26 protein-coding genes are annotated in these 25,032 nt (G+C 39.2%); 21 read left to right on the top strand and 5 right to left on the bottom strand.

From position 1 onward, the window contains the following. Window position 1: 1 nt before the first annotated feature. The 5 genes from fimD to AC07WY_RS16160 all read right to left on the bottom strand — a co-directional run bounded on the left by fimD (window position 2) and on the right by AC07WY_RS16160 (window position 5,725). Window positions 2-2,620: an outer membrane usher protein FimD gene (gene fimD / locus AC07WY_RS16180; RefSeq protein ID WP_494736718.1), complete on the bottom strand. Its 2,619-nt coding sequence runs from the start codon at window positions 2,618-2,620 to the stop codon at window positions 2-4. A gap of 5 nt (window positions 2,621-2,625) precedes the next feature. Beyond that, window positions 2,626-3,327: a fimbria/pilus periplasmic chaperone gene (locus tag AC07WY_RS16175; RefSeq protein ID WP_004722216.1), complete on the bottom strand. Its 702-nt coding sequence runs from the start codon at window positions 3,325-3,327 to the stop codon at window positions 2,626-2,628. A gap of 19 nt (window positions 3,328-3,346) precedes the next feature. Beyond that, window positions 3,347-3,832: a hypothetical protein gene (locus tag AC07WY_RS16170; RefSeq protein WP_494736717.1), complete on the bottom strand. Its 486-nt coding sequence runs from the start codon at window positions 3,830-3,832 to the stop codon at window positions 3,347-3,349. A gap of 52 nt (window positions 3,833-3,884) precedes the next feature. Continuing rightward, window positions 3,885-4,436, bottom strand: a complete 552-nt coding sequence (fimA, locus tag AC07WY_RS16165; protein WP_016539504.1) for a type 1 fimbrial major subunit FimA — start codon at window positions 4,434-4,436, stop codon at window positions 3,885-3,887. An 827-nt stretch (window positions 4,437-5,263) separates the two neighbouring features. Continuing rightward, a complete protein-coding gene (locus AC07WY_RS16160) occupies window positions 5,264-5,725 on the bottom strand; it encodes a hypothetical protein (RefSeq protein WP_262085377.1) in 462 nt (153 codons plus the stop codon). Between the two features lie 464 nt (window positions 5,726-6,189). On the opposite strand from AC07WY_RS16160, the gene AC07WY_RS16155 reads away from it, so the two are divergent. The 21 genes from AC07WY_RS16155 (at window position 6,190) to AC07WY_RS16055 (ending at window position 25,031) form a co-directional block, all read left to right on the top strand. Further along, a complete protein-coding gene (locus AC07WY_RS16155) occupies window positions 6,190-6,786 on the top strand; it encodes a DUF4189 domain-containing protein (RefSeq protein ID WP_419334686.1) in 597 nt (198 codons plus the stop codon). A 115-nt stretch (window positions 6,787-6,901) separates the two neighbouring features. Further along, window positions 6,902-7,354 (top strand): hypothetical protein, encoded by a 453-nt coding sequence (locus AC07WY_RS16150; RefSeq protein ID WP_494736716.1) that lies wholly within the window; start codon window positions 6,902-6,904, stop codon window positions 7,352-7,354. Between the two features lie 61 nt (window positions 7,355-7,415). Then, complete coding sequence (locus AC07WY_RS16145) at window positions 7,416-7,949, top strand: Ivy family c-type lysozyme inhibitor (RefSeq protein ID WP_262085380.1); 534 nt, start codon at window positions 7,416-7,418, stop codon at window positions 7,947-7,949. Window positions 7,950-8,728: 779 nt separating this feature from the next. After that, entirely contained in the window at window positions 8,729-9,352 is a 624-nt protein-coding gene (locus AC07WY_RS16140; RefSeq protein ID WP_262085381.1) for a beta-ketoacyl synthase chain length factor, read from the top strand. Then, a complete protein-coding gene (locus AC07WY_RS16135; protein WP_151956574.1) occupies window positions 9,346-10,173 on the top strand; it encodes a lysophospholipid acyltransferase family protein in 828 nt (275 codons plus the stop codon). Before AC07WY_RS16140 ends, AC07WY_RS16135 begins: the two co-directional genes overlap by 7 nt. After that, on the top strand, window positions 10,157-10,417 hold the full coding sequence (locus tag AC07WY_RS16130; protein ID WP_004819853.1) for a phosphopantetheine-binding protein: 261 nt from the start codon (window positions 10,157-10,159) through the stop codon (window positions 10,415-10,417). Before AC07WY_RS16135 ends, AC07WY_RS16130 begins: the two co-directional genes overlap by 17 nt. A 9-nt stretch (window positions 10,418-10,426) precedes the next feature. Then, window positions 10,427-10,675 (top strand): acyl carrier protein, encoded by a 249-nt coding sequence (locus AC07WY_RS16125; RefSeq protein ID WP_004819854.1) that lies wholly within the window; start codon window positions 10,427-10,429, stop codon window positions 10,673-10,675. Then, window positions 10,672-11,223, top strand: coding sequence for a COG4648 family protein (locus tag AC07WY_RS16120; protein WP_234622720.1), 552 nt, complete (start codon window positions 10,672-10,674; stop codon window positions 11,221-11,223). The genes AC07WY_RS16125 and AC07WY_RS16120 overlap by 4 nt, the downstream gene beginning before the upstream one ends. 11 nt (window positions 11,224-11,234) lie before the next feature. Beyond that, entirely contained in the window at window positions 11,235-12,923 is a 1,689-nt protein-coding gene (locus AC07WY_RS16115) for an ApeI family dehydratase (RefSeq protein ID WP_494736715.1), read from the top strand. Between the two features lie 10 nt (window positions 12,924-12,933). Next, a complete protein-coding gene (locus AC07WY_RS16110; protein WP_262087452.1) occupies window positions 12,934-13,689 on the top strand; it encodes a glycosyltransferase family 2 protein in 756 nt (251 codons plus the stop codon). Continuing rightward, window positions 13,682-14,608 carry a lysophospholipid acyltransferase family protein gene (locus AC07WY_RS16105; protein WP_494736714.1) on the top strand — a complete coding sequence of 309 codons (927 nt, stop codon included), beginning with the start codon at window positions 13,682-13,684 and terminating at the stop codon, window positions 14,606-14,608. Before AC07WY_RS16110 ends, AC07WY_RS16105 begins: the two co-directional genes overlap by 8 nt. 2 nt (window positions 14,609-14,610) lie before the next feature. Next, window positions 14,611-16,170, top strand: a complete 1,560-nt coding sequence (locus AC07WY_RS16100) for an HAL/PAL/TAL family ammonia-lyase (RefSeq protein WP_419334672.1) — start codon at window positions 14,611-14,613, stop codon at window positions 16,168-16,170. After that, window positions 16,160-16,579: an acyl-CoA thioesterase gene (locus AC07WY_RS16095; RefSeq protein ID WP_034613982.1), complete on the top strand. Its 420-nt coding sequence runs from the start codon at window positions 16,160-16,162 to the stop codon at window positions 16,577-16,579. The genes AC07WY_RS16100 and AC07WY_RS16095 overlap by 11 nt, the downstream gene beginning before the upstream one ends. A gap of 58 nt (window positions 16,580-16,637) precedes the next feature. Further along, window positions 16,638-17,237, top strand: a complete 600-nt coding sequence (locus AC07WY_RS16090) for a LolA family protein (protein ID WP_494736775.1) — start codon at window positions 16,638-16,640, stop codon at window positions 17,235-17,237. Then, window positions 17,212-19,542: an MMPL family transporter gene (locus AC07WY_RS16085; RefSeq protein WP_494736713.1), complete on the top strand. Its 2,331-nt coding sequence runs from the start codon at window positions 17,212-17,214 to the stop codon at window positions 19,540-19,542. The genes AC07WY_RS16090 and AC07WY_RS16085 overlap by 26 nt, the downstream gene beginning before the upstream one ends. 9 nt (window positions 19,543-19,551) lie before the next feature. Beyond that, window positions 19,552-20,856, top strand: coding sequence for an NAD(P)/FAD-dependent oxidoreductase (locus tag AC07WY_RS16080; RefSeq protein ID WP_262085388.1), 1,305 nt, complete (start codon window positions 19,552-19,554; stop codon window positions 20,854-20,856). After that, the gene (locus AC07WY_RS16075; protein ID WP_494736712.1) at window positions 20,856-21,452 is read left to right on the top strand and encodes a DUF3261 domain-containing protein; all 597 of its coding nucleotides are present in this window, start codon (window positions 20,856-20,858) and stop codon (window positions 21,450-21,452) included. Before AC07WY_RS16080 ends, AC07WY_RS16075 begins: the two co-directional genes overlap by 1 nt. Further along, complete coding sequence (locus AC07WY_RS16070; RefSeq protein WP_494736711.1) at window positions 21,436-22,650, top strand: beta-ketoacyl-[acyl-carrier-protein] synthase family protein; 1,215 nt, start codon at window positions 21,436-21,438, stop codon at window positions 22,648-22,650. Before AC07WY_RS16075 ends, AC07WY_RS16070 begins: the two co-directional genes overlap by 17 nt. Next, the gene (locus AC07WY_RS16065) at window positions 22,647-23,072 is read left to right on the top strand and encodes a hotdog family protein (RefSeq protein WP_034613969.1); all 426 of its coding nucleotides are present in this window, start codon (window positions 22,647-22,649) and stop codon (window positions 23,070-23,072) included. The genes AC07WY_RS16070 and AC07WY_RS16065 overlap by 4 nt, the downstream gene beginning before the upstream one ends. A gap of 13 nt (window positions 23,073-23,085) precedes the next feature. Continuing rightward, on the top strand, window positions 23,086-23,811 hold the full coding sequence (locus AC07WY_RS16060) for a 3-ketoacyl-ACP reductase FabG2 (RefSeq protein WP_004819879.1): 726 nt from the start codon (window positions 23,086-23,088) through the stop codon (window positions 23,809-23,811). Next, complete coding sequence (locus AC07WY_RS16055; RefSeq protein WP_494736710.1) at window positions 23,811-25,031, top strand: beta-ketoacyl-ACP synthase; 1,221 nt, start codon at window positions 23,811-23,813, stop codon at window positions 25,029-25,031. Before AC07WY_RS16060 ends, AC07WY_RS16055 begins: the two co-directional genes overlap by 1 nt. Window position 25,032: the final 1 nt, after the last annotated feature.

Genomic DNA, 25,032 nt, shown 5'->3' with positions numbered 1-25,032 from the left:
CTTATTGACATTCAAGATCAAATTGAATAACGGGTTTGCTGAGGTCCATGTCTGAAATATCGTAGTTTGCCAAACATTTTCCTTCAGCAGATTCGCCCCAATTGACTTCCAATGTGCCTTTGAGCGGAAGTCCAGTTAAATAAACTCGACCATCATCTGCAACGATACTGGTGGCTGAACTTTCTTTTTCGATCACACTACTTGCATACGGTATAAACTTGCCGTTATGGGATAAAGTGATGAGTGCTCGTACACCTAAACTGGTGTTAAACGTTGCTCTGGCAATTGCCCCTTTGATTGGGACGACATTTTCAACGTTATTGCTGATTTCGAGATTATTACTGAAAGTATTTGAATTGAGTGCAACACGATTGGCACGATATTCAGTGGCATAAGGAACGATGGCATAACCACGCCAATCGGTTTTAACGCCGGTATAATTTTCGATATTTACACCTTTGGCACCGGGTGCTTTGACCAAAATTGAGGTGCTGCCTAAAGGCTGACCAAAGGTAATCCCATCACGGTGCGCTAAAATACCGCCAGATGCGTTATAGGTAAATTGATTTGAGTTCTTTTCGTAGCTATAACCTGCGCCTACCGTACCGTAACTACCATTGTAATTTAGGCTGACTGAACCTATATCGCCTTGCTTACTGACTTGTCCCTGATTGATGCTATAACTTAAATTACGATCTTTCAGTAAGGTGCCACTTAAACCTGCCATATAGGACTCATTACCATTTGAATTTTGTGTGGTCGAAAAAGTGCTGTATGCATTTTGGATTGGATGATTGCGGAAATTCGCTTTCGGCCATAGCTTGTCCAATGGGAAGGAGATATTCATGGCATACATGGTGTCACTTTGATTAATCTCAGAATATTTGTTACGGCTGACGGAGAATGAATAATTCAATGCTTTCCATGAGTTTGCATAACCCGCTTGAACCCATTCATTTTTTTTGTTGGTGTCCCAATAGGTCTGCTGATTTCCGGAGACAAATAAAGAACCATAGTTGCCAAGTGAATGCGAGATATTGACTTCAAAGCGACCTTTTTTAGAATTATATAAATTGTAGTAATCCGTAATGATCGGGGTATTGGCTTGATTTCCGTCTTGAGTTTCGGAAACGTGATAGCCACTCATACGATTATAAGCAACATCATTTAAGGTATAGAAACCTTTGGTGGAATAACGATAACCCAATAATTGGAAAGTTGTTCCAGAGCTTAATAATGATTTTGAATATAAAAAGCGCAGAGACTGCCCACTGCTCGTGGATCGATCCGCCAACTCACTGTCCGCATGAGTAAGGTCAAAAGACAGAGCACCATAATCGCCGAGGTTGGCACCTAGACCCACCAATGCACTCTTATATTTTTCTGATAATTGCGTACCCGCATAAACGGATATACCATTTTTTAAACCGTGAATTGCTGTTGCCTGTAGCAATGACGGATTATCTTGAGAATCCAATCCGCTACGGTACTCACCCACCACCAGACTATATTTTGTACGTCCTTCACGTTGTAGCACTGGAAGGCTTGAATAGGGTACCTGAAAGCTTTGAATCGAACCGTCATTTTCTTCTATGCTAACCAAAAGGTCACCACTGATTGAGGTTGGATTTAAATCTTGGATAAGGAATGGTCCGGGTGCGACATTTACCTGATGGATCACAAAACCATTTTGTTTAATCACCACTTTTGCATTGGTTTTTGCAACCCCACGAACAGTAGGCGCATAGCCTTGCTGACTGTCTGGATACATTGCTTCAGAAGTCGACAAATGTGCGCCACGAAAACCAAAGCTATCAAAAATTTCGCTACTTGTTGAACCATCACCAATTACCAGCTGGCTTTTTAAAGGAATAATGGTTTTTTGTACATAGGTATTTAAATTATTCCATTGATTTGTGGTTTTACCGTTGTGCGAATTGGCGTTAAAACTGCCTGAATGTCGGAACTGCCATGAGCCAATATTGAGTCCATTATCCAGCCGTAAAAATAAACTGTTGGTATCTGTTTTAGAGTTGTCATAACCCGAAATATTATAGTTGGTATAAAAGCCGTTGATCCCTTCATCCCATTGGTCGGGTGGAATATAACCGCGAATTTGGTTGCGTAAAGACGCTTGCGGCAAGCTGATCAATAATTTTTGTTTATCAAATTGAAAGTGGCTGTTTGCACCGTCAATGATTGAAATAATATCTACACATTGTGGGTTTGAGCTAGACAATTGCTCGTATTGGGCAATATTGACCCCAAATCCCTGCAATGTTTTGCTGTCTAAACACGGAAACAACCCCGTTGTATCTTGAATACCTGATTTTTCAATAAAATTGATGTCGCGGGTAAACGCATATTGATCGTTGACATACACATCAACCCGGTACACGCCCGGCAATTGATGGGTCGATTTCTCAAATCTGCTCAAATCAGAAATTTGTGAATTGGATAAGTTATCTGTTAAAAATGCAGGGTTAAATACCTGTTCTGCATGACTGGTTCTTGGGACTACGATTGAAATCAGCATAGTCACTGCGATACCCACTGGATATCGCTTGATATTTCTCCTTACGCATACAACATTGTATGGCATTGAAAATAGACTATTCATAATTATTACTTCAGTTCTAAATCAACTTTAGCCGTTAAACCACCGTAATCATTGACCGTTTGATAACTCAGCTTATTGCCTGAAGTCGCTGAAATTTTTGTTTGGGCAAAAGGACTCGCCATCACATTTGGCACTTTTTGGTTATCAACAAAAACGTTCACAAAAGAAACGTGATAAGGAGATGGATTATTCACCATGATGCCTTCTGCTGATTTTGAAAACTTAAGTGTTTCTAATGCGGCTTCAGGTTTAGTTTTTAGATTTATCGGTCTTACAAACAGTTTGATTCGAGATAAAACAGCAAGTTGCAAAATATTTTTGTCAATCAAAGTCGATTTATCAATCGAAGGAATTGCCTTGACATTGACCCAAAATACCGACTCTCTATCTTGGGGTAAGTTGGTAGCAACATTGACAATTCTTAGAGTATTTTCGCTATTTGCTTCTGCGACAAATAAGGGAGGAGTAATCAGAAAATCTTTTGATTTTTCATCTAGATTATTTTCAATCCATGAGTTAATTAAAAAGCGTTCTTTATTGTTGCTGTTGACAATAGCTAATGAAACTTGCTTGGCATCGGTTGGGTAAATAACACGGGTTGCCCCAAGTGATATACCGCCAATAATATTGTTATTGGCCAAGCTGGTAGATGCTAAGCAGGCTAAGGTTATACTAAGAACACCATTTTTAAATAAGTTCAGTTTCATATAAGTCCTTAGAATTCATTTATGGATAAAAAACAGAAATTAAAATATTCGATGCTTGAGCGGATGACTGCTCTGAAGTTTGGTTGAGGAGAATACCAATCCTATTTTTAGCGAAACTGTCATAACGTTCAGGTCGATCAATTTGTCGAATAAATTTCTGATCCAGACGGGTCTGTTCAAAATCTTGAATGTTTAATTCTTGATGAATATCAAAATCATTTCTTGCTTTTGGATCTGTATAAAACATCTCATGGGTTGGCTTATTTTGTTCAGATAGACCAATGGCGAGATTGTCGTAGATGCTTACAGGGCATAATGAAAAATTGATTTGAATTGGAGAATTGGGAGTTTTAATAGATACAGCAGCATTATTCTCAATCAAGATTGAGCAGCTTTGATTTATCAAAACTCCCTGAAAATGAGCTCTTCCACCAAACACATAACTCTCTGCGTAAATATGAGTACTTACTAATATTCCAGCAATCAGGGTTATATACTTTTTCATGGTAAATAAGCTCATGTAATCAAATAGTTAATAATTATCTTAGGCAGATAAATTATTCATATTTCACTACAAAAGTTGCATCAGCATTTGCTTGACCAGGTGTAGATGCACCAGTCGCTACATAACGAGCGCTGAATTGAAGTGTGTTATCACCAGTGATCAATGTTTTAGGTGTAGAGAAACTAGCACCAGTAACACCTAAGATTTTTGAAGTGTCATCAGCAATCTCAATCCCTACATTTGTTGCAGCAGTAGAGTTTGTACCACCAGCAGCAACTGAAAGTAAGTTTGCATTAGACGTTACAGACTGACCATAAAATGCAACAGCAGCAGTTGCTTGAACTGTTGGATCACAGTCAACAAGTTTGATTTGGAACGGTACTGGAGTTGTTTTATCGCCAGCAACAGCTAAACGTGCAGTACGGTATTGACCTAAATCAACAGTTTGATTTGAAGATTCTGTACTTACAGCACATGCTGCATTTACGATTTCACCAGTAAAATGTACTGTTCCACCGTTAACAGTTACAGGATCAGCAGCGAAAGCTGAAACAGAAAGCGTTAAAGCAGATAAAGTTGCAGTACTTAATAGAGCTAATTTCATAGTAAAACCCATTCATTTTAGAAGGTTGATTTTTAATATTTATTTAAAATCATTTTTTATGATTTCAATAAATTACACTTAGTCGCACTGTTTAATAAAATAGTAATGTACTTAAATAAATGCAGGGTTATAGTGACTTACATCACAATAGATAACTTTGTATTTTGTGCATAATTAATTTGTATTTGACGCCCTTATCATTTTTTATGAAAAGTATATGAATTAATGTGATTAGTTGGGTGCTTGTTTTTAGCTGTGCTGTGTACAGTGTTGTTGCTTATTATTGATATAAGTGAGTACGGTTTTTTGATCAAAAATGCTCATTGAATGAGTAGATCTAAGCTGAGTTTGATAAAAATTCTTGATGAAAAAGGATATTCGGAAATGTCATCTGCAACTGTCTGAGGTAGGCTGATTCTGGAATTGATTAAAATTCAGCAAGACTCCGTCAAGATCATTGTTTTTTAATAAAGTTTTGCAAATGAAGCTTTGGAGTGATTTCTAAATGTAGTTAAGCTTTATCAACTATGAAACTTTTACCATCGCATAGAAATAGATGTATGAAGATCAAGTTTTCAATGCCCCACGATATGATCACCATCTAGGATTCAAAAGTATAAAAAATGAATTGATAACCAACTGTTTATAAAAGTTCATTCAAAACATAAGCTTCATTTATGTTCAATGACTTGATGCAAATCACTTGTATGAATAATTAGATGGTTTGACTATAGTTTGGAAGCCAGACTTACCCTATAAGCTTCTGCTGCATAACAACAGCAATCAAAACTAGACGATTTATACAACGCTTGATTGTGTATAGTGCTTTATTTTTTAATCTGAGATGGCATTCCAATTTGCGCAGCTAAAGGCGAGAAAATCACTTTAATTGGAGAGTTAGCCCGACTTTGCTGTACATCAGGCCCTATATAATTCTTGCCTTGAGATGTTGCAAAACTACGATGCCACACACTAAGTTCAGTATCTGACAGCCACGCTATGTGCAAAGCATTATCCTTTGCGCCAAAGTCGATGGTTCTTACATCAAATTGCGCCAAAGCATGAATAAATGAACGACATTTTTCAGTTTCACCTTTTTTTAGAACTGAAACTTGAACTTGGGTTGCAGCACCAAACATTGCATCATTGGCTCGGCACTGAAGAACTTCCACATGAAAACGTCCATCAGGAGAGGGCAGATCTCTTATCAGCTTATTTACCGTGCTGGATTGGCATGCTGTTAATACGATGGGTAATATCAGTAAAGTACATATCCTTGTCAGTTTCATTTTATTCCTTGCTATGTAAATACATTACGATTTTTGTTTTATCGCTTTATTCAAATCGGCCAGTCTGCTTTTAGCCAATACATGGAATGATTCAGTTGAATTATTTTCACAACTTAGACTGGTCATCATATCGTGTTGCATGTTTACTGGCGATTTAATAAAGGATGATGTGTTTAAGTTTATCTGTATTTTGCTGTTTTAAAATATGTTTTTGTATTGATTTTTCACATGATTTAATTATTTGTGTTTAGCTGCTCTGTATTTAATCTTAATGGGAATGCTTAGAGAAAATTTAATGAATAAAAAGGGCTTGCAGAAAAAAGTTGTAGAAGTTTTAATCTAAGTTTGAACGTTAGATAAAATATTAACATTCCATCAATCAGAAAATTGATCATATATTGTTTGTTTTTCTAGGTAAAAATCATTCAATTTATCGAAGGTTATTGGCCATGAGGGCTTTTATTATGTTTAAAACATTCACGATCGCAGAGCAACACTATTTTAAACAATTCATGGGGATCGCAAACACGCTTATGTTGGCGTTTGTTGTTTTGATGTGGTCAGGCCATGTGGCCGCAGAGGGCAATTGTCCTCCTGGTTATTATCCAATTGGTGGGCAAGGCCTGCAAGGGTGTGCACCGATTCCAAGCGGCGGTAGTAATGGTGGTGGCGGTGGTGGCACATATAAATGGGAACCCTCACTTTGGGAAAAGCGTTGGGGCGCGATTGCTGAAGATAAGGCAGCACCTTCTCGACCTACAGGTTATGCCCAAGCGACACGAACCGAACGTGGGGCAAAAAAAGTAGCCTTGGAAAATTGCCAAAAAAAGGGAGGTAAAAATTGTGAAGTCATCTTTACCTATAACAATAAATGTGTTGCCTTGGCTGATCCGACTCAAGGTGGTCAAGAGTCTGTGATTAGAATTGATCGTACGCCAGCAGGCGCCAAAGCATTAGCTGCTTATGAGTGTCAAAGTAAAAACAAGCAAGAGTGTAAAGTGGTTTACTCAGCATGTAGTACTTATTACGAGCCGGGGGCCAGTATATTTTATTGGTGGTAATACATAGCGGTTCTGCTTTAAGTAACATTGCCTATTGTGATAAACCCGAGATAAGTGTTTGAAGTAAAATATATATTTAAATAAAAGATCGGATCTTTTTTAAAGGATAAAAATGATGAAAGCTGTTAATTTTTTACTGAGCAGTATTTTAATTTTGCCCTTGTTTGCACATGCAGATACCTTGAAACTGCAAAAAAGCACGCAAGAATTTGATCATTATCGTGGACAAATTACAGTGAATGGAGAATATTCATATTATTTTGATGATGAAGTGGCGGGTGATGTTATCTGTTTTCATCCCAGTGCACCTTCAGATCAGTTGATACCACGTAAGCCTGATGATCGCCGTTCACGCTGGTTTTGTTTTAGTGATACTCAACAGGTTGCTCAGGCATTGAAGCTCAACAAAAGACCCAAGGAAGGTTATATTGGCTATACCGGACATGCAACTGTAACAGTTGGAGAATATGCGGTTTATAAGGGCGAAAGTGATGGTACTGATCTGGCAAAATTGGTATCAGTCCAAAAAGCAGATACCCCAAAACTAGTTAAAAGCTCAGGTTATTAAAAGACCATTTTTATCGCAATGTTAAATTAAATACATATTTAAAGTTTAAAGGAAATAAATCATGAAAATTGTTAGTTTTTTACTGGCGGGTATGCTGATCACGCCAATTGTTGCACAGGCAAAAACACCACAACAATGGGCTGACTGCGCCGATAAGGTTGGGCGTACTATCGATGTACAAGAAGTTGGTAATATCGGCTATGAGTCAGAAATCAAAAGTAAGTGTGGTACACGTCCTGTTCCAACAACGGGTATGGCGAAACCAGATGGTAGACACCCGCATGACGTTATACAGGCAGCACCTTGGAAAGCTCGTTTTCAGCAATTAGTTGGCAAATCATATGCAAATCTCACTTCAGCTTTAGTGGTATCCAGTGCAATGCAGCGTCAGGGTGATTGGCTGGTAGGCAGTGGTTATGACCCACGTGGGGCGGGTTCGAGTAAGGCTGTCATTGCGATCAATACTAAAACAGGTAAAGTCATGGCGGCTTATTCTGATACTGAAGATGGTGTTAAATTCTTTGGCTTTGATGAAAATACCAAAGGTGTTCCAAGTAAATTTTCACAATGGGTTGCGGAAAGTGCAGCAGGCTGATCTGTTATAGTCAACCTGTAAAAAAACTCATATACAAGAAAATAATTTCTTTTAATTAATATTTTTAATTAAATCAATTGTATAGGGAAATAAATTGTTTGATTATCAAAAAGCTTGCAATGCCACACCTTACCTTCAAAGTTTAAATATCTTTGCGTAGGCGATGCCTCACTTTTCAGAGATGAAAAGGTGACAAAAATCTTTCGTTAGGCGAGGGGTACGTCCTGTACCCCCGCCCAACAGCGACATCCATGTCGCCCCCACGGTAGGACTAACCATCTAGGATTCAAAAGTATAAAAAAAGAATTGAGAACCAATTAAAATATTCATTGTGATTTAAAATCAGCAATTACAGGAAAATTACAATCTGGAGTTGTATAAATAGTTGTGTTAAAAGCTTAGGTTTGTTGTAGCAAAGATACGCTGGTTAGAGAGCAATCGACTGTTCAAAATACTGTGTTATTTCGAGTTACCATTTTGTATAAGAGCCTGAGTCTGTCATCAACACAGTCATATAAAAAAACAGCATTACTTAGCGATAATTAACAGTAAACAAGCTTTCAAAATAAGTTTTATAAGTATAATACGCCACTTGATGAAATGGGATTGAATAAACTGTTGCAGTAAAAATAGTGTTGCAAGAGGATCTTTTAATTAAGAAACTAATTATTAGACAAAGTTCAATTGTATTTTTTGTATTTATTGTTATTCAAATGTTATAATTTGTCTAAAGAAGGCTTTTTAAGCCAATTAAATTAGCTGATGTTGATGATTAAAACATGCTTCAATTAAATATTTCTAGGCTCACTTTGAGCGAAGATGGTGATACATTTTTAGCACTTGAAAAAATTCCTGCGATGCAACGTAGACGGCTATCAAGTATTGCTAAAATTGCATTGAATAGTGCAATTCAAAGTTTGCAGGGGATTCAGGTCGACTATATTGTTTGGAGCTCACAATATGGCGACGAAGAAAAAACACTTAAAATTTTACAAGATGTCCTGTCAGACCAAACCCCATCTCCGACACTTTTTTCAACCTCTGTACATAATGCAGTTTCAGGTTTGTATTCTATATTTTGTCAAGATGATACGGTTGCGACCAGTTTGGCAGCATCATGGTCTGAAGCTTTAGTCGAAGCTTATGCTTATTTAAAAACCCATCACAATGCCAAAAATGCCTTGGTGATTTATTATGACCAAGCCTTACCAGAAATATATGATGAGTATCAGAATTTTAAAGCTTTTTCATTGGCTGGAGTGGTCAGTTTAGAAAATGCCAATTTAAAAATTGCTGTAGAAAATCTGCAACTGCAACAGAGCAAATATTTAGAGGCTCAAGATTTTAATGTGTTTTGGCACAATCAAAACCTGATAGAAAAGGGTGTTTGGGTCAAATGTTAAATATCAATAAAGTAAAGAAAAAGTTAAATTACGCTTGGCGTGTTGGTGCTACAGGTTTTAGTTTTGCAAGTTTTGGCTTGGGTGGAATTGTGATTGGGGGTGTGGTTGCACCATTGGTGAAAGTCAGCACATTTGATACAAGAAAAAGACAAGATCGTGCGCAAAAAGCCATTAAATATAGCTTTAAAGGCTTTACTGAAATGATGGTTAAATTGGGCATCATGACCTATGAGGTCGAAGGCTTGGAAAAGCTGGCCCATAGCCGTCAAGAGTTAGTCATTGCAAATCATCCAACCTTGATTGATGTGGTGATTTTGATTGGCTTAATGGAAAAGGCCAACTGTATTGTAAAAAAAGCACTTTGGCGTAATCCATTTACATTGGGGCCGGTACGTAGTGCAGGTTATATTTTAAATGAGGGATCTGAGCAATTCATTTTGGACTGCGTTAAAAAACTCCAAGAAAAAGATGCAGCCTCATTATTGATATTTCCAGAAGGGACACGAACAGAAAAAGGCGCATCACTGAATGAATTCCAACGTGGTGCGTCAAATATTGCGATTCGAGCGAATGTTCCAATTCGTCCGATTTTGATAGAATGCACGCCCTCGACACTGACCAAAAATGAAAAGTGGTATCACATTCCAAATGAACCATTTCACATTCAGATTACAGTGTTAGATGCGGTACATGTACAGGATATATTGGATGATGCTGCTGTGAACTCAAAACAGGTGAAACAGCTCAATCATTTTTTGCACAACTTATTTAATCAAGCGTTAATTAAACAAGAGTTATCTACAAATGAGCAATCTTGCTGATGAGTTAAAAGAAATGATCATTGATGTGCTGGCATTGGAAGATATTTCAATTGAAGATATTGATACCAATGCACCACTCTTTGGTGATGGATTAGGGCTGGATTCTATTGATGCCCTAGAATTAGGTTTAGCTTTGAAAAAACGCTATAACATTCATTTAAATGCTGAATCACAGGAAACCAAGCAACATTTCGCCTCTGTGCAAAGTTTAGTGGACTTGGTTGAAGCGCAACGTGCTGCTTAAGAGGTCGTTATGTTATCTGAAGAAATCGTCTTAACAAATCTACGTGAGTGGATGGAAGAACTATTTGAAATTGAACCTGCTGATATTCAGCTTGAGTCAAACCTGTATTCTGATCTAGATGTTGATAGCATCGACGCTATTGATTTAGTTGTTAAAATTAAAGAATTAACCGGTAAGCAAGTTAAACCTGAAGATTTTAAAAATGTTAGAACAGTGCAAGATGTTGTGGTTGTGATTCAAAATATGTCTGCAGAATGAAGCATTTGATCCGCAGTGGAGTCACCGTCTTATTTCTACTTTACCCATTTATCGTGGGCTACAGCCTAGCGCATGGTCATTTTATTTGGGTGAGTGCTTTGTTGGTTCTGCTTGGTGGATCACGCTTATTTTTTAAAAAAAGCGATCTTATGTGGCCATTAACTTGGTTTGCCATTATTTGTGGTGGGCTGAGTTTGATTTTAAAAGATCATGCATGGTTAAAGCTGTATCCAGTATTGATGAGTGTGGGCGCGTTGATAATTTTTGCGACCACCTTAATCAAACCACCCTCAATGATTGAACGTTTTGCACGTTTGGTTGAACCTGATTTACCTGAGTCTGGGGTGATCTGGACTAAAAATGTCACGATTGTTTGGTGTGGCTTTTTTATTTTAAATGCCTGTATTGCGCTTTATACAGTGTTATTTAGCAGTACTCAAATGTGGGTACTTTATAATGGTTTTATTTCTTATCTTTTGATGGGTTTGTTATTTGCAGGTGAATTTGTACTGCGAAAAATTCATCAAGCTAAAAATCATACGAGTTAAAATAAACGCTTATGTTGTGTCATTTTCAAAGCCACATTCATGCTGAAAAATGTGTGTGTATCACCTCTGATTTTAGTGTCAAAACATTCTCCCAATTTTGGCAGGAGGTGTTGAGTGAAAAAACACACATTGAACAATCCGCTGAAAGTGCATGGGCCTTGTGGCAAAATGACAGTTATGATTTTTTAGTGTTATTTTTTGCAGTTTTACTGGCAGATAAACAGGTGATTCTCCCACCAAATCGTGTGCGTGATTTGGAAAAAAGCTTAGCGGCTCAGAATATTTATTTTATTGAACGACAATATAAACAGATTAATCCTGTGGTTGAAAATACTCAACACATTGATCTAAATGATGATTTTTTAAATCGTGCAGCAGTGTTTTTTTATACTTCGGGTTCTACAGGGCAACCTAAAAAGATTCCGCGTACTCTAAAACAGCTGCTTAATGAAGTACAGGGTTTAGATCAAAGTTTTGATCTAGCAGAAAATGCACTGGCGCTTGCTACAGTCAGTCATCAACATATTTATGGTCTATTGTTTAAATTACTTTGGCCACTTGCCAGTGGCAGAGCTTTTTATAATCCGCAATTGGCATTTCCTGAAGATGTGGTTGAAGCACAAAAAAAATTACAGCATTTAAGTCACGATAACTTTGGTTCAAATCATTATGTGGTTTCCAGCCCAGCACTTTTAAAACGTTGGACCTCTGATGTATTACTTGAACAGTATTCAGTGGTTTATTCTTCAGGTGGTAAATTAGATGCTGGAGTGCGTCCGCTGCTCAATGCCAGTATCACCGAAATTTTTGGTAGTTCCGAAACGGGCGGTATTGCTTATCGCACACAAGATGAGGCGCTTTGGACGCCGTTTGCAGATGTCGAAATTAGTGTTACAGATGCGGGTGAGCTCGGTGTCTTGACTCAACATGCGTATATCAATGATTGGATCTATACCGCAGATAAAGTCGAAGTGTCGGTGCCTAATGATCGAAAAAGTCAGTTTCAGCTTCAAGGTCGCTTAGACCGTATTGTTAAGCTTGAAGAAAAGCGTTTAAGTCTTGATTCTATTGAAAGTGCTATTATTGAATTACCAGAAGTCAGTGAATGTCATACATTGATCTTTGAAAAGGATCATCGACAAATTTTGGCATGTGTGGCGGTATTGTCTGAACAAGCTCAATTAGAACTTAAACACAGTCATAAGCGTGCATTTGTCGCAAAAATAAAACAACAACTAGCAGATAAATTGGAATATATTGCAATACCGAGGCAGTGGCGTTTTTTAAGCCAATTACCGAAAAATTCCCAATCAAAGCTCAATAAAAATTATATGAAATCATTATTTGAAAACTTAAATTTACCCGTGGTTTTAGCATCGCATATTGATGCCAATAGCGCAGAATTTAAATTAGAATTTATTCCTGAACTGGCTGCTTTTAATGGGCATTTTCCTGATCACCCGATTTATCCTGGTGTTGGGCAAATTGCTTTTATTCAAAAGTTCGCTAAAGAGATCTGGGCTGATCTAGATTGGTGTACAGCATTAGAACAAATTAAGTTTCAGGAATTGATCCAACCGCATGCCGTGGTTTTGCTTAAACTTGAGCGTAAAGCAGATAAAATCAGTTTTCAATTGCAGCAGGCTGAACAATCTTTAGCATCAGGACGTTTAGTTTTTGCTACTGCGGTTAGAGCTTAGGAGACAGATGATGCAGCAATATCGATTAGGTTTTGTGATTCCTGTGTATAACCATCCACATTATATCAAAGCATTACTGGACTATATTCACTCTTATGGTTTGCCAGTGGTTTTAGTCAATGATGGTAGCGATATTGAATGTTCGACCTTGTTGCTAGAATTGGCGCAGCAGCATAAAAATGTATATCTGGTCGAGCACGCGACCAATCAGGGCAAAGGTCAGGCCGTGATGACAGGTTTATATCAGGCACAAGATCTTGGCTGGACACATGCTTTACAAATTGATGCAGATGGGCAGCACGACTGGCAGGATATTGAAAAATTCATCACCATCTCAGAACAGCATCCTCAAGCAATGATTTTGGGACAGCCGATCTTTGATGAAACGGTACCGAAAAAGCGTTTGTATGGCCGTTATGTCACCCATGTCTGGGTTTGGATTAATAGTTTGTCACTTGAAATCAAAGACAGTATGTGCGGTTTTCGTATTTATCCACTTGATCAAACCATTCACGTCCTCAATCGAGCAAAATTCCAACCACGCATGGGTTTTGACAGTGAAATTTTAGTGCGTCTAAAGTGGGAACAAGTTCAGTTTATCAACGTACCTACTGCCGTGATTTATCCAGAACAAGGTATTTCACATTTTAATGTGTGGAAAGATAATTTAGGACTCAGTAAAGCACATGCGCGACTTTTTGCAGGTATGTTAATTCGCTTACCTAAATTATTGGCACAAAAAACCAAAGGTTCAGCACATGACTGAATCACATACAAAACGATGGAGTGAGCTTAAAGAAAAGGGTGGAATGTTGCCTTTGATGTTAATGCTGTGCTTCTACCGTTTTGGTGGGCGTTTTTTATGTAAGCTGGTGCTGTATTTCATCATCATGTGGTACTGGATTTTTTCTCGGACGGCGCGTCAGGCTTCATTGCTTTATTTACAAAAGTTGCATCATTTTGCTCAAGAAAAGTCACCATTTTCACATCAACCGAATATGAGTCATTCGTATATTCATTTGATGACATTTGGTGAGTGTATTTTGGATAAAATTGAAGGTTGGCTGGGAAAAGTCGCAGAAGAAAAGCTGATTTTGCATGGGCATGTGCATTTTCAGGAAAATTATAAAAAAGGTGCGATCATTGTGGTATCGCATTTTGGCAATATCGAATTGCTACGTGCGATCAAATCTGATCACCAACAAAAAATAAATGTATTGGTTTATCAAAAACATGCCAGTAAATTTAATGAATTTCTTAAAAAGCTCAATCAAAAAGCCGATGTGCATCTGATTTCGGTCGATGAACTTGGCGTTGATACTGCGATTCTTTTGCAGGAGAAACTGGATCAGGGTGAGTGGATCATCGTGGCAGCAGATCGAGTGCCAGTTCAATCGCAACGTGTCGAAAATCTTAAATTTTTAGCTGATGAGTCCGCTTGGCCGCAAGGACCTTGGATTTTAGCGAGTTTACTGAAAGTTCCGATATTGGCGGTTTTCTGTTATCGCAAGCAAGACAACTTTCATGTGCATATCCACTCAATCGCTCAAAAACTTAATTTTCCGCGGCAAACCCGCAACCAAGCCATAGCTGAAGTCATGCAACGCTATGTTCAACTGGTCGAACAGCATTGCGTAGATGCACCTTATCAATGGTTTAATTTTTATAATTTTTGGAACAAATAAAAATGCAGACACTTGTCATCGGAGAAAAACCACTTTCAATTGAAGAGGTTGTTGCTGTCGCAAATCAAAAGCTCAAAGTGGCGCTGCCTAAGTCTGAAAGTTGGCAGGCATTGATTCAACGAGGTGCTGATTTTCTCGATCAATTATTACAAGAAGAAGGCGTCATCTATGGGGTAACCACAGGTTATGGCGATTCTTGTTTGGTTGAAGTGCCTGCACATCAGGTCAATGAATTGCCTTTGCATTTATCTCGTTTTCACGGTTGTGGTTTGGGGCAAAATCTGGACTTGATCACTGCACGTGCTGTGATGGTGACTCGATTATGTTCTTTGGCGCGTGGCTATTCAGGGGTATCACATGCTTTACTTGAGCGTTTGGTTTGGATGCTTAATGAAAATATTATTCCAGTGATCCCTTCAGAAGGCTCAGTCGGCGCCAGTGGTGATTTAACCCCATTGTCCTATATTGCAGGGGCATTGGTCGGTGAACGGGATGTTTACTATCAAGGTAATATTGTGGCAGTCGCAGATGTTTATGCTGAATATGCGATACAGCCTTTGGCACTCAGACCCAAAGAAGGGCTTGCCATTATGAATGGTACTGCGGTGATGACCGCAATGGCCTGTTTAAATTATAAAAAAGCTGAGCAGATTAGTTTGGCAAGTACTTTAATCACAGCATTAAATGTGTTGGCATTAGAGGGCAATCCAAGCCATTTTGATGAAGTGTTATTTGCCCAAAAACCACATGCAGGACAGCAAGAGATTGCCAAGCAACTACGTGAATGGTTAAACGATAAAGTACAAACAGAGCATCAAAGTCCACGTTTGCAAGATCGTTATTCACTGCGTTGTGCACCACATATTATTGGAATCTTTGAAGATTCTAAAACGTGGCTTAGACAATTTATTGAAAATGAATTGAACTCAAGTAATGACAATCCGTTAATTGATCCGATCAATTTACGCGTGTTACATGGTGGGCATTTCTATGGTGGACATATCGCACAGGCTATGGATAGCTTAAAAATTATGATTGCCAATATTGCTGATTTGATGGATCGTCAGCTTGCACAGTTGGTCGATCATAAAATGAATCATGGTTTACCGCGCAATTTGACTGGTGCTAAAACTGATCGCTTACCGCTCAATCATGGTTTTAAAGCCGTACAGATAGGCGTGTCAGCTTGGACTGCCGAAGCGCTTAAACAGACGCTTGCAGCTTCAATTTTTTCACGTTCAACCGAGTGCCATAATCAAGATAAAGTCAGTATGGGCACGATTGCCGCACGTGATGCCAGTCGGGTGATTTTATTGACCGAACAAGTGATTGCTGCATTGAGCTGTGCTGCGGTTCAAGCAATTGAACTGAGAGGATTGGCACAACAATTAAGTCCAGTGTTGGGTTTGTTTAGACAATGGGTACTGAAAGAATTTCATTTTGTTGAAGAAGATCGTCCATTGCAAAAAGAGCTACAAGCGATAGTGGATCATCTTGAAAATCTCAGTCTGTTAAACTGTAATCTGTTGCAGCACAAGCAGGAGAACGCTGATGTATGCTGATGTCATTATTGATGTTCCATTTCATGATGTAGATACCATGAATGTGGTTTGGCATGGGCATTATCTCAAATATTTTGAAATTGCCCGTTGTAAATTGCTGGATCAATTTGACTATAACTATAATCAAATGAAAGATTCTGGTTATGCATGGCCAGTGATTGAAAGTTATGTCCGTTATGCGCAAGGTATTATTTTTGGGCAGCATATCCGAGTACGTGCGACTTTAAAAGAATGGGAAAACCGTTTGAAAATCGAGTACCAGATTTTTGATGCAGAATCGGGTAAACGCCTCACCAAAGGTTTTACCAGTCAGGTGGCAGTCGAGATAGAAACTCGAGAAATGTGCTTTCAGTCACCACAAATATTTTTAGACCGCCTATATGCATGGTCTGAATTTAAGACCAAATAGGGGGGCATAAAAAATGTTGAATTTTAAAAATAAAATCAAACTGATCATCACCAGTATGATGTTTATGGTTGTGACGGCACTTCCATTGGCAAGTTATGCGGAAAGTTCTAAAGTTGGGCAAATTTTTCAACAGCTTTCCCAAACACCTGTAGTTCGCGCCCATTTTGAGCAGCAAAAAAAGCTCACCTCGTTAAATAAAACTTTTAGCTCAAATGGGCAGGTTTTATTTTCCAAAAGCCAAGGGGTGATTTGGCAGATTCAAAAGCCTGTTCAAGCAGATTTGATTGTTACCCCAAAAAAGTTGCTACAAAAAACCCAGCGAACCATGAGTCAACTTGAGATTAATAACAGTCAATATGGTTCAGTGGCGACCATGTTTTTACAGTTAATGGCAGGCGATGAAACAGCCTTAGCCAAAAACTTTAATGTGGTTGCAGCCAATTACACAACAGCAGCTTGGGATGTCACATTGACCCCGAAAAGTGCGTTGTTTAAAAAATTGTTTGTCAAAGTGAATGCGCAAGGTGGACGTTATGTCAATCGTATTGTGATTACTGAACAAGCCAATAATATGACGATTATTAATTTTAGTCAGCAGACGGCTCAACCTCAAACTTTATCGGCGTCTGAGAATGCACTTTTCCAATTGGCAAAATAAACTCACTGCAATTTGGTTGATATTTTTAGTCATCATTGCGATCGGGCTGGGATTTACATGGATGCAAAAAGGCATTCACATCCAGACCAATATTTTTGCTTTACTGCCAAAAGTAAAGCAGGACAAACAGCTTGAGCAAACTGAACACTATGTCAGTGAGCAATTGAACAATAAAGTATTCTTGGTGATTGATGCAAAATCATCTGAACAAATTGATCAAGCAACACAGATATTAAGGGCTGGTGTCCAACAGTCGAATTTGTTTAAGCCATTAAAAGCACAAGTTGATACCGAAGATTTTGCCAGAACTTTATATGCACATCATGCAGGCTTAATCAGTTCGCAAGATCAAACAATCTTAAAACAACAGGATTATGCGGCACTGACTGAACAAAGTTTGATGCAAATCATGAGTCCGGGTATGCCAATCACTGAAAGCTTGCTTCAACAAGATCCATTGTTATTATTTCCACGTTATGCCATGGGGCTTGCAAGCCTGCAACAGCATTCAAATATCGAAATACAAGATGGTTTTGCCACAATTTCTGATGAGCAAGGCTATTCTCGACTATTTAATTTAGAACTTTTAAAAAGTCCTTATGATATTGAGTATCAAGAACAAACTGCCCAATGGATGGCTAATGTTAATCAGCAATTGAGCAAGATCGGGGTGAAACCGCACTGGACTGGAACAATTGTTTTTTCGCATTTTGGTACCCAATCTGCAAAGAACGAAATTTCTACAATCGGCGTGGGTTCGAGTATCGGTGTCTTACTTTTGGTCTGGTTTGGTTTCCGCTCTATTCGCCCGATGTTGACCGAGTTTATTGCGGTTGCCACAGGTTCAATGGTGGCTTTTGCGGTAACCCACTGGATATTTTCCGAAATACATCTGATGACTTTGGTTTTTGGTGCAAGTCTGATTGGGGTATGTGTCGATTTTTCCTTTTACTTTATGGCAATGCAATCGCAGCAACGACATCTCAATGGATTTGCCGTATTAAAGCCGATTTTACCTAGTTTGTTGATCGGGCTTTCAACCACATTGCTGGCTTATTTATTTTTAAGTTTTACCCCTTTTCCCGGCTTTAAGCAGATTGCAGTATTTTCAATGGTGGGCTTAACTGCTGCTGGAATCACCAGTCTATTATTACTGCCGCGTTTACCTGCATTAAATGCTGAACCTGCAATACGCAGATTAAGCTTTATTGGCACATGGCGTAATTATTTTTTAGCGCACGCAACAAAGCGTTATCTGTTGATTTTTGTGATCTTTGTGGTTTCAGGATCAAGTTTGCTGCTAATCAAAAGTAATGATGATGTACGTAATTTACAAAGCATGGATCAACATTTAAAGCAGGAAGACCAATATATTCGTTCTCGTTTTGGGCAAGCGCAGGGCAGCGATTATTTTGCAATTTATGCCAATTCAGCAGAGGATCTTGCAAGGCAAGAACAACGCTTAATCCATGCGCTTTCTCAGTTAAAACAACAGGGCAAAATTGACGGATTTCAAGCAATAGGGCAAACGATTCCTTCGCTGGAACAGCAACAGCAGAATGTTGAAGCGCTACAGAAAATTCCAAAATCAGTACTGGTGGAATATGCAAGCGCGATGCAACTTGATCCGAAAGATGTCCTGAGTTGGCAAGCAAGATTGTCTCAACAAACATTGTTAAATTTAGATCAGTTTGCTGCCCATCCTTTGGCATTTTTACAGGTTAATCCGCAGCAAAGATTGATTTTGATTCAAGGCATAAAAGATGTAACAGCCGTAGAGGCTTTGCAAGATCAGCAGAATAAGCTGGTTCGTCCTGTACATAATTTATCGCGCTTATTCCAAGACCATCGGATCCAAGCTGAATATCTTTTTGTTTATGCATTAATTGCCTTAGCGATCGGTTTAATGCTGATCTATGGGATTAAATCGGTGTTCGCTTTGATGGTGCCTGTGACTTTGGCGTTGATGAGCACTTTTGCATTACAGGCATGGATGGGCGTTGAGATTAATCTATTTAGTGTAATGGGGGTTTTTCTCATCTTGGGGATTGGTGTGGATTACGCCATTTTCTACCGTCAAGGGCACGATCATCCGCATGTGGTCGGGATGGCATTATTTCTCTGTATGATGTCGACGTTGTTGGGATTCGGTTTATTGGCGTTAAGCCATACCTATGCAATACATTGTTTTGGGTTAACGGTTCTTTTTGGGGTAATTTTTTCGTTTATCTATGCCACGCTGTTTACGCCGGCAGACTCAAAATTAAATCAAAATCAATTAATCAGTCAAAGAACTGAACATTAAGGTGAGTACATGAAGGGTTTAGATTTACAACAAACAGATGTGGTGATCATCGGGGCAGGACCATCGGGAAGTTCCGCAGCAGCACTGCTTCGACACAAAGGTTATCAAGTGGTGATCATTGAAAAGCAGCATTTTCCACGCTTTTCGATCGGTGAATCACTTTTGCCACAATGTATGGTGTTTTTAGAAGAGGCCGGTTTATTAGACACAGTTCGTGAACATGTTGAAGAATATGCATTTCAATTTAAAAATGGGGCAGCATTCTTACGTGGTCATCAACGGAGCTACTACGATTTTACTCAAAAATTTAGTGAAGGTCCTGGAACGACATGGCAGATTAGACGTGCCAATTTCGACCATCTTTTAGCACAGCAAGCTGAACAATATGGGGCTGAAATTCGTTTTGGGCATGAGGTTGTTGCAGTTGATGTTGAGCTTGATCATCCTCTATTAACGGTTAAAGATGAGCAGCAAAATATCTATCAAATTCAGGCTAAATTTTTACTGGATGCCAGTGGCTTTGGTCGTATTTTACCGAAACTTCTTGATCTGGAAAGTCCTTCAAATTTTCCAGTACGCCGTGCGGTGTTTAGTCATATTGAAGATGGGATCTTGGATGATCCTGAATTTGACCGAAATAAAATCCTGATTACGGTACATGAAAAAGATCACCGTGGATGGTATTGGTTAATTCCGTTTGCGGATGGTCGCTGTTCATTTGGGATTGTTGCTGAACAGGATTTCTTTGATCATTATGGTTATATCTCTGATGAGCCTGAAGCCTTATTGGCTTTATTTAAAGATATTCTTGCAGATGAACCGAGTTTGTCGCATGTTCTGCGCAATATGAAATTTGATACGCCAATCCGTACTTTGGTCGGCTATTCAGCAAATGTTAAAACCTTGGCACAGCGTAATTTTGCTTTGCTGGGCAATGCGGGTGAGTTTTTAGATCCTGTGTTTTCATCTGGGGTGACTATTGCACTCAAGTCTTCAAGTTTGGCAGTACCTTTAGTCGATCAAGTCTTACAAGGTGGACAAGTAGACTGGATGCAAGAATATGAAAAACCTCTGCGTAAAGGAATTAAAGTATTTCGCGCTTATGTAGAAGCATGGTACGACGGTGAGTTTCAAGATGTAGTATTTTCAAAAAATCAAAATGAAAAAATCCGTCGTATGATTGCATCATTATTGGCGGGCTATGCTTGGGATGAAACGAATCCAATCTATCGCAATGCACGACAACGCTTAAATACCTTAGCTGAGTATTGTCGTCATGATCTGGAACAGAGCAAAATACTTGAGAGCGAATAATGCAAATTTGGTTAAAAACAATGAGCATCAGTCTGTTGTTAGCGCTGGGTGCCTGTCAAAGTATGTATCCACAGCCACAAGGTCTGGTTCCTGTGGTTTGGTCTGCTGATCCAGCCTTGGCGCATTATCAGCGTCAAGATCAAGTTGAAGTTGTCTGGAAAAATCAAAGTTTTAGCTTTTTGCTCTACCAAGAACAACAGGCAAAAAACTTACAAATGTTTGCTTTAAGCTTAACTGGACAGCAACTGTTTAGACTGGATTTCGATGGTCAAAAAGTGCAGGTGCATGAAAGGATAAAGCCGATGCGTTTGTTACCCTTTGATTTTGTGGTTCGAGATATTCTGTTTGCAACTTATCCTGATTTTGCAAAAAATCATTTAGAAAATGTTAAAGTGAAACAGGGCGTTGATCAGACTGAAATTGAGATCGATCAAAAAAATGTTTTAACGATAAAAACGCATGCTGATCATATTGAGCTGGATAACCTGCAAGTTCCTTATCAAATGATCTTTAGCCCTGTGGAAAATACTTTAAAAGACAATTCATTAGAGCAAAGTGAAATGGAAGATCTACAAAAAAATGACAAAAAAGATTGATTTAAATCATCCCGCTGTAGGCATTCATTGTTCAGCCAGTTTATCTGCTTTAGGTGATCATCCTGAACAGGTCAAGGCACAATTGACCTCATTGGAAAACAGTTTAACCCTGAATAAATCTTTGATTTTTGATCAGCCTGTATGGGTGGGTGCTTATCCACATCCGTTATGTAGTGATATTCCCGTGGCGCTAAAAAACTATGACTCGCGTAATTTACGTTTTGCCTTAACTGCGCTTGCACAATGTGAATCTCAGTTACGTGACTATGTGGCTAAGTTTGATAAAAAGCGGCTTGCAATCATTGTGGGGACCTCAACGTCAGGTATTTCGGACAATGAACCCTTATTAAAAGCCTACTTTCAAGGCCAAACTGAAACAGTGATTCAACAGCAAAAGCAGGAAATGGGTAATCTCGGCAAAGCTTTGCAAATCTATTTGGGCTGGGACGGTCTTGCGTATACGATTTCTACAGCCTGTTCTTCAAGTGCCAAAGCTTTTGCCAGTGGGCAACGTTTGCTTAATGCAGGGCTTGCCGATGCTGTATTGGTGGGTGGCGTAGATACCCTCGCTAAACTGACCTTAAACGGCTTTAACAGTCTGGAAAATTTGAGTACAGGTATCTGTAGCCCATGTGGATATCAGCGGGATGGGATCAATATTGGTGAGGCCGCAAGCTTATTTTTACTCAGTAAAGAACCAGCGCCGATCATGTTGATTTCTGCGGGTGAATCTATGGACGCATGGCATATTTCTGCACCGCATCCAGAAGGCAAAGGCGCAGCAACTGCAATGCAAAAAGCACTGGATCAGGCGCAATTAAAAGCTTCAGATATTCATTATCTTAATTTGCATGGCACCGCAACCACGCACAATGATGATATGGAAATTAAAGCAGTCCGACAGGTCTTTCAGGACTATGCCGTTCCATTGAGTAGTACTAAGCATAAAACTGGACACTGTTTAGGTGCTGCGGGTGCATTGGAAGCCTATATTTGTACACAAGTGCTTAAAGATCAAAACTGGTTACCCCTTCATCAAAATGGTGTGATTGATCCTGAATTGGATGATCAGCATTACGTTGAACAGGATGATTTAAATCAAACTGCACAATCTGATCCTAAGCGTTTTGTGATGAGTAATTCATTTGCCTTTGGCGGTAGTAATGTCAGCCTTATTTTTGGAACTGAAATCAGATGAGTTTAGATGCTATTCAATTTATTCCGCATGAAAAACCGATGGTTTTTGTTGATCAACTGCTGGAGTTAGGTGAGAATTTTGCACTTGCCAACCTAACCATTACACCTGAATTGATGTTTAGTGATGAACAAGGTTTGCCGACTTGGAGTAGTATTGAACTCATGGCACAAACCATTAGTGCCTTTGCTGGTGCAAAAGGACAAAAAATGGGGCAAACGCCACAAATTGGCTATTTGCTCGGAACACGCAAATTAAATTTACCTTTGGCTTATTTTGAATTTGGTAAAACATTGACCATTCGGGCTGAACAACAATATTTACATGAAGGCTTGGCACAATTCTCTTGTGAAATAAGCTATGAAGAACATAAAATTAGCGCAGTTTTAAGTGTTTATGAACCACCTGTGAAAGCTGAGCAATAAGTAGGAATTAAGTGTGTCGAGAAGAATATTAGTGACGGGATCTAGTCGAGGAATTGGTAAAGCAATTGCTTTAACTTTAGCAAAATCTGGCTTTGATGTGGTGGTGCATGCACGTTCTAGACGTGCTGATGCTGAGCAAGTGGTCGCTGAAATCCAAGCGTTGGGGCAAAACAGTTATGCGCTACTTTTTGATGTCACCCAACGTGAAAATACCCGACAGATACTGGAACAAGATATCGAGCTTCATGGTGCATTTTATGGTGTAGTGCTAAATGCAGGTTTAACCCATGATGGCGCATTTCCAGCTTTAACCGACAATGACTGGGATGAAGTAATTTCGACCTCATTGGATGGTTTTTATAATGTATTAAAACCTTTAGTGATGCCGATGATTCGTTTAAAACAAGGCGGGCGTATTGTCACGCTTTCTTCTGTTTCCGGCATTATGGGTAATCGTGGTCAAGTCAATTATAGTGCGGCAAAAGCGGGATTAATTGGTGCGACCAAAGCTTTGGCTTTAGAACTGGCAAAAAGAAAAATTACCGTAAATTGCGTTGCGCCGGGGCTGATTGAAACGGAAATGGTCACGGAAGAAGTAAAAGAACATGCTTTAAAAATGATTCCCTTACAACGTATGGGGCAGGTTGATGAAGTGGCGCATACAGTGAACTTTCTCTGCTCTGATCACGCAAGCTATATTACTCGGCAAGTGATTTCGGTGAATGGGGGATTGATTTAATGAAACGGGTTGTTGTGACGGGAATGTCGGGAATCACCTCACTGGGTGAAACGGCCGATGAAATTTTTGCCCAATTCCAAGCATCAAAAAATGGCATTCGTACGATGCCTGATTGGGAAATTTATACCGATTTACGTTGTAAAATTGCAGGTCCAGTAGAACACTTTGAGGTACCCAAACATTTTAATCGTAAAGTGACGCGAGGCATGGGACGAGTTGCATTGATGTCGGTGATTTGTGCTGAAAAAGCATTGGCAGATGCAGGCTTGATCGATCATCCTATTTTGAAAAGTGGCGACACTGGTGTTGCTTTTGGCTCTTCTGCGGGGAGTGTCGATGCGGTCAAAGAGTTTGGGAAAATGCTCATAGACAACGACATGAGCCGTTTAAATGCGACCACGTATATCCGAATGATGTCACATACCAGCGCTGTGAATATGACGGTTTATTTTGGTTTAAAAGGTTTAACCTTACCCACATCAAGTGCCTGTACTTCAGGTTCAATGGCCATCGGACAGGCATTTGAAGCAATTAAACTAGGTAAACAAACGCTGATGCTTGCAGGTGGCGCTGAGGAGCTCAGTGCGACAGGTTCCGCAGTATTCGATGTGTTATTAGCCACCAGTGGGATGAACGACACACCTGAAAAAACACCACGCCCATTTGATAAAAATCGTGATGGTTTGGTGATTGGTGAAGGTGCTGGCTGTTTAGTGCTAGAAGAATATGAACATGCACTGGCCCGTGGTGCAACGATCTATGCAGAAGTCATCGGTTATGCCAGCAATACCGATGGTGAGCATGTCACTCGTCCAAATTCAGAAATGATGGAAAGATGCATGCGCATGGCACTTAAAGATGCCGCAATTTCTGCGCAAGAGGTTGATTATATCAACGCGCATGGGACTTCGACAGATCAAGGCGATGTTGCCGAAACTCAAGCTACTGCACGTATATTTGGTAAAAAACCGATCAGCTCATTAAAAAGTTATTTTGGACATACCCTAGGTGCATGTGGTGCAATCGAAGCTTGGCTGAGCATAGAAATGCTGCAACGCCAACAGTTTATCCATACTTTAAATTTGGATGAAATTGACCCATTATGTGGTGATTTGGATTATATCGTGCGAGAGCCACGAGAGATGAATGCAAAAACCATCATGACCAATAATTTTGCATTCGGAGGGATCAACACCTCCATTATTTTAAAACATACTTAAA

The organism is Acinetobacter sp. GW821-FHT01C12, from assembly GCF_059422625.1.
Note: the sequence above shows the minus strand (reverse complement) of the source record. Positions and strands in the feature narration are given on the sequence as shown.

What these genes read in the sequence shown, in the direction of transcription:
- fimD (WP_494736718.1), bottom strand. Translation starts at nt 2,620, where the DNA reads ATGAATAGTCTATTTTCAATGCCATACAATGTTGTATGCGTAAGGAGA.
- AC07WY_RS16175 (WP_004722216.1), bottom strand. Translation starts at nt 3,327, where the DNA reads ATGAAACTGAACTTATTTAAAAATGGTGTTCTTAGTATAACCTTAGCC.
- AC07WY_RS16170 (WP_494736717.1), bottom strand. Translation starts at nt 3,832, where the DNA reads ATGAAAAAGTATATAACCCTGATTGCTGGAATATTAGTAAGTACTCAT.
- fimA (WP_016539504.1), bottom strand. Translation starts at nt 4,436, where the DNA reads ATGAAATTAGCTCTATTAAGTACTGCAACTTTATCTGCTTTAACGCTT.
- AC07WY_RS16160 (WP_262085377.1), bottom strand. Translation starts at nt 5,725, where the DNA reads ATGAAACTGACAAGGATATGTACTTTACTGATATTACCCATCGTATTA.
- AC07WY_RS16155 (WP_419334686.1), top strand. Translation starts at nt 6,190, where the DNA reads ATGTTTAAAACATTCACGATCGCAGAGCAACACTATTTTAAACAATTC.
- AC07WY_RS16150 (WP_494736716.1), top strand. Translation starts at nt 6,902, where the DNA reads ATGAAAGCTGTTAATTTTTTACTGAGCAGTATTTTAATTTTGCCCTTG.
- AC07WY_RS16145 (WP_262085380.1), top strand. Translation starts at nt 7,416, where the DNA reads ATGAAAATTGTTAGTTTTTTACTGGCGGGTATGCTGATCACGCCAATT.
- AC07WY_RS16140 (WP_262085381.1), top strand. Translation starts at nt 8,729, where the DNA reads ATGCTTCAATTAAATATTTCTAGGCTCACTTTGAGCGAAGATGGTGAT.
- AC07WY_RS16135 (WP_151956574.1), top strand. Translation starts at nt 9,346, where the DNA reads ATGTTAAATATCAATAAAGTAAAGAAAAAGTTAAATTACGCTTGGCGT.
- AC07WY_RS16130 (WP_004819853.1), top strand. Translation starts at nt 10,157, where the DNA reads ATGAGCAATCTTGCTGATGAGTTAAAAGAAATGATCATTGATGTGCTG.
- AC07WY_RS16125 (WP_004819854.1), top strand. Translation starts at nt 10,427, where the DNA reads ATGTTATCTGAAGAAATCGTCTTAACAAATCTACGTGAGTGGATGGAA.
- AC07WY_RS16120 (WP_234622720.1), top strand. Translation starts at nt 10,672, where the DNA reads ATGAAGCATTTGATCCGCAGTGGAGTCACCGTCTTATTTCTACTTTAC.
- AC07WY_RS16115 (WP_494736715.1), top strand. Translation starts at nt 11,235, where the DNA reads ATGTTGTGTCATTTTCAAAGCCACATTCATGCTGAAAAATGTGTGTGT.
- AC07WY_RS16110 (WP_262087452.1), top strand. Translation starts at nt 12,934, where the DNA reads ATGCAGCAATATCGATTAGGTTTTGTGATTCCTGTGTATAACCATCCA.
- AC07WY_RS16105 (WP_494736714.1), top strand. Translation starts at nt 13,682, where the DNA reads ATGACTGAATCACATACAAAACGATGGAGTGAGCTTAAAGAAAAGGGT.
- AC07WY_RS16100 (WP_419334672.1), top strand. Translation starts at nt 14,611, where the DNA reads ATGCAGACACTTGTCATCGGAGAAAAACCACTTTCAATTGAAGAGGTT.
- AC07WY_RS16095 (WP_034613982.1), top strand. Translation starts at nt 16,160, where the DNA reads ATGTATGCTGATGTCATTATTGATGTTCCATTTCATGATGTAGATACC.
- AC07WY_RS16090 (WP_494736775.1), top strand. Translation starts at nt 16,638, where the DNA reads ATGTTTATGGTTGTGACGGCACTTCCATTGGCAAGTTATGCGGAAAGT.
- AC07WY_RS16085 (WP_494736713.1), top strand. Translation starts at nt 17,212, where the DNA reads ATGCACTTTTCCAATTGGCAAAATAAACTCACTGCAATTTGGTTGATA.
- AC07WY_RS16080 (WP_262085388.1), top strand. Translation starts at nt 19,552, where the DNA reads ATGAAGGGTTTAGATTTACAACAAACAGATGTGGTGATCATCGGGGCA.
- AC07WY_RS16075 (WP_494736712.1), top strand. Translation starts at nt 20,856, where the DNA reads ATGCAAATTTGGTTAAAAACAATGAGCATCAGTCTGTTGTTAGCGCTG.
- AC07WY_RS16070 (WP_494736711.1), top strand. Translation starts at nt 21,436, where the DNA reads ATGACAAAAAAGATTGATTTAAATCATCCCGCTGTAGGCATTCATTGT.
- AC07WY_RS16065 (WP_034613969.1), top strand. Translation starts at nt 22,647, where the DNA reads ATGAGTTTAGATGCTATTCAATTTATTCCGCATGAAAAACCGATGGTT.
- AC07WY_RS16055 (WP_494736710.1), top strand. Translation starts at nt 23,811, where the DNA reads ATGAAACGGGTTGTTGTGACGGGAATGTCGGGAATCACCTCACTGGGT.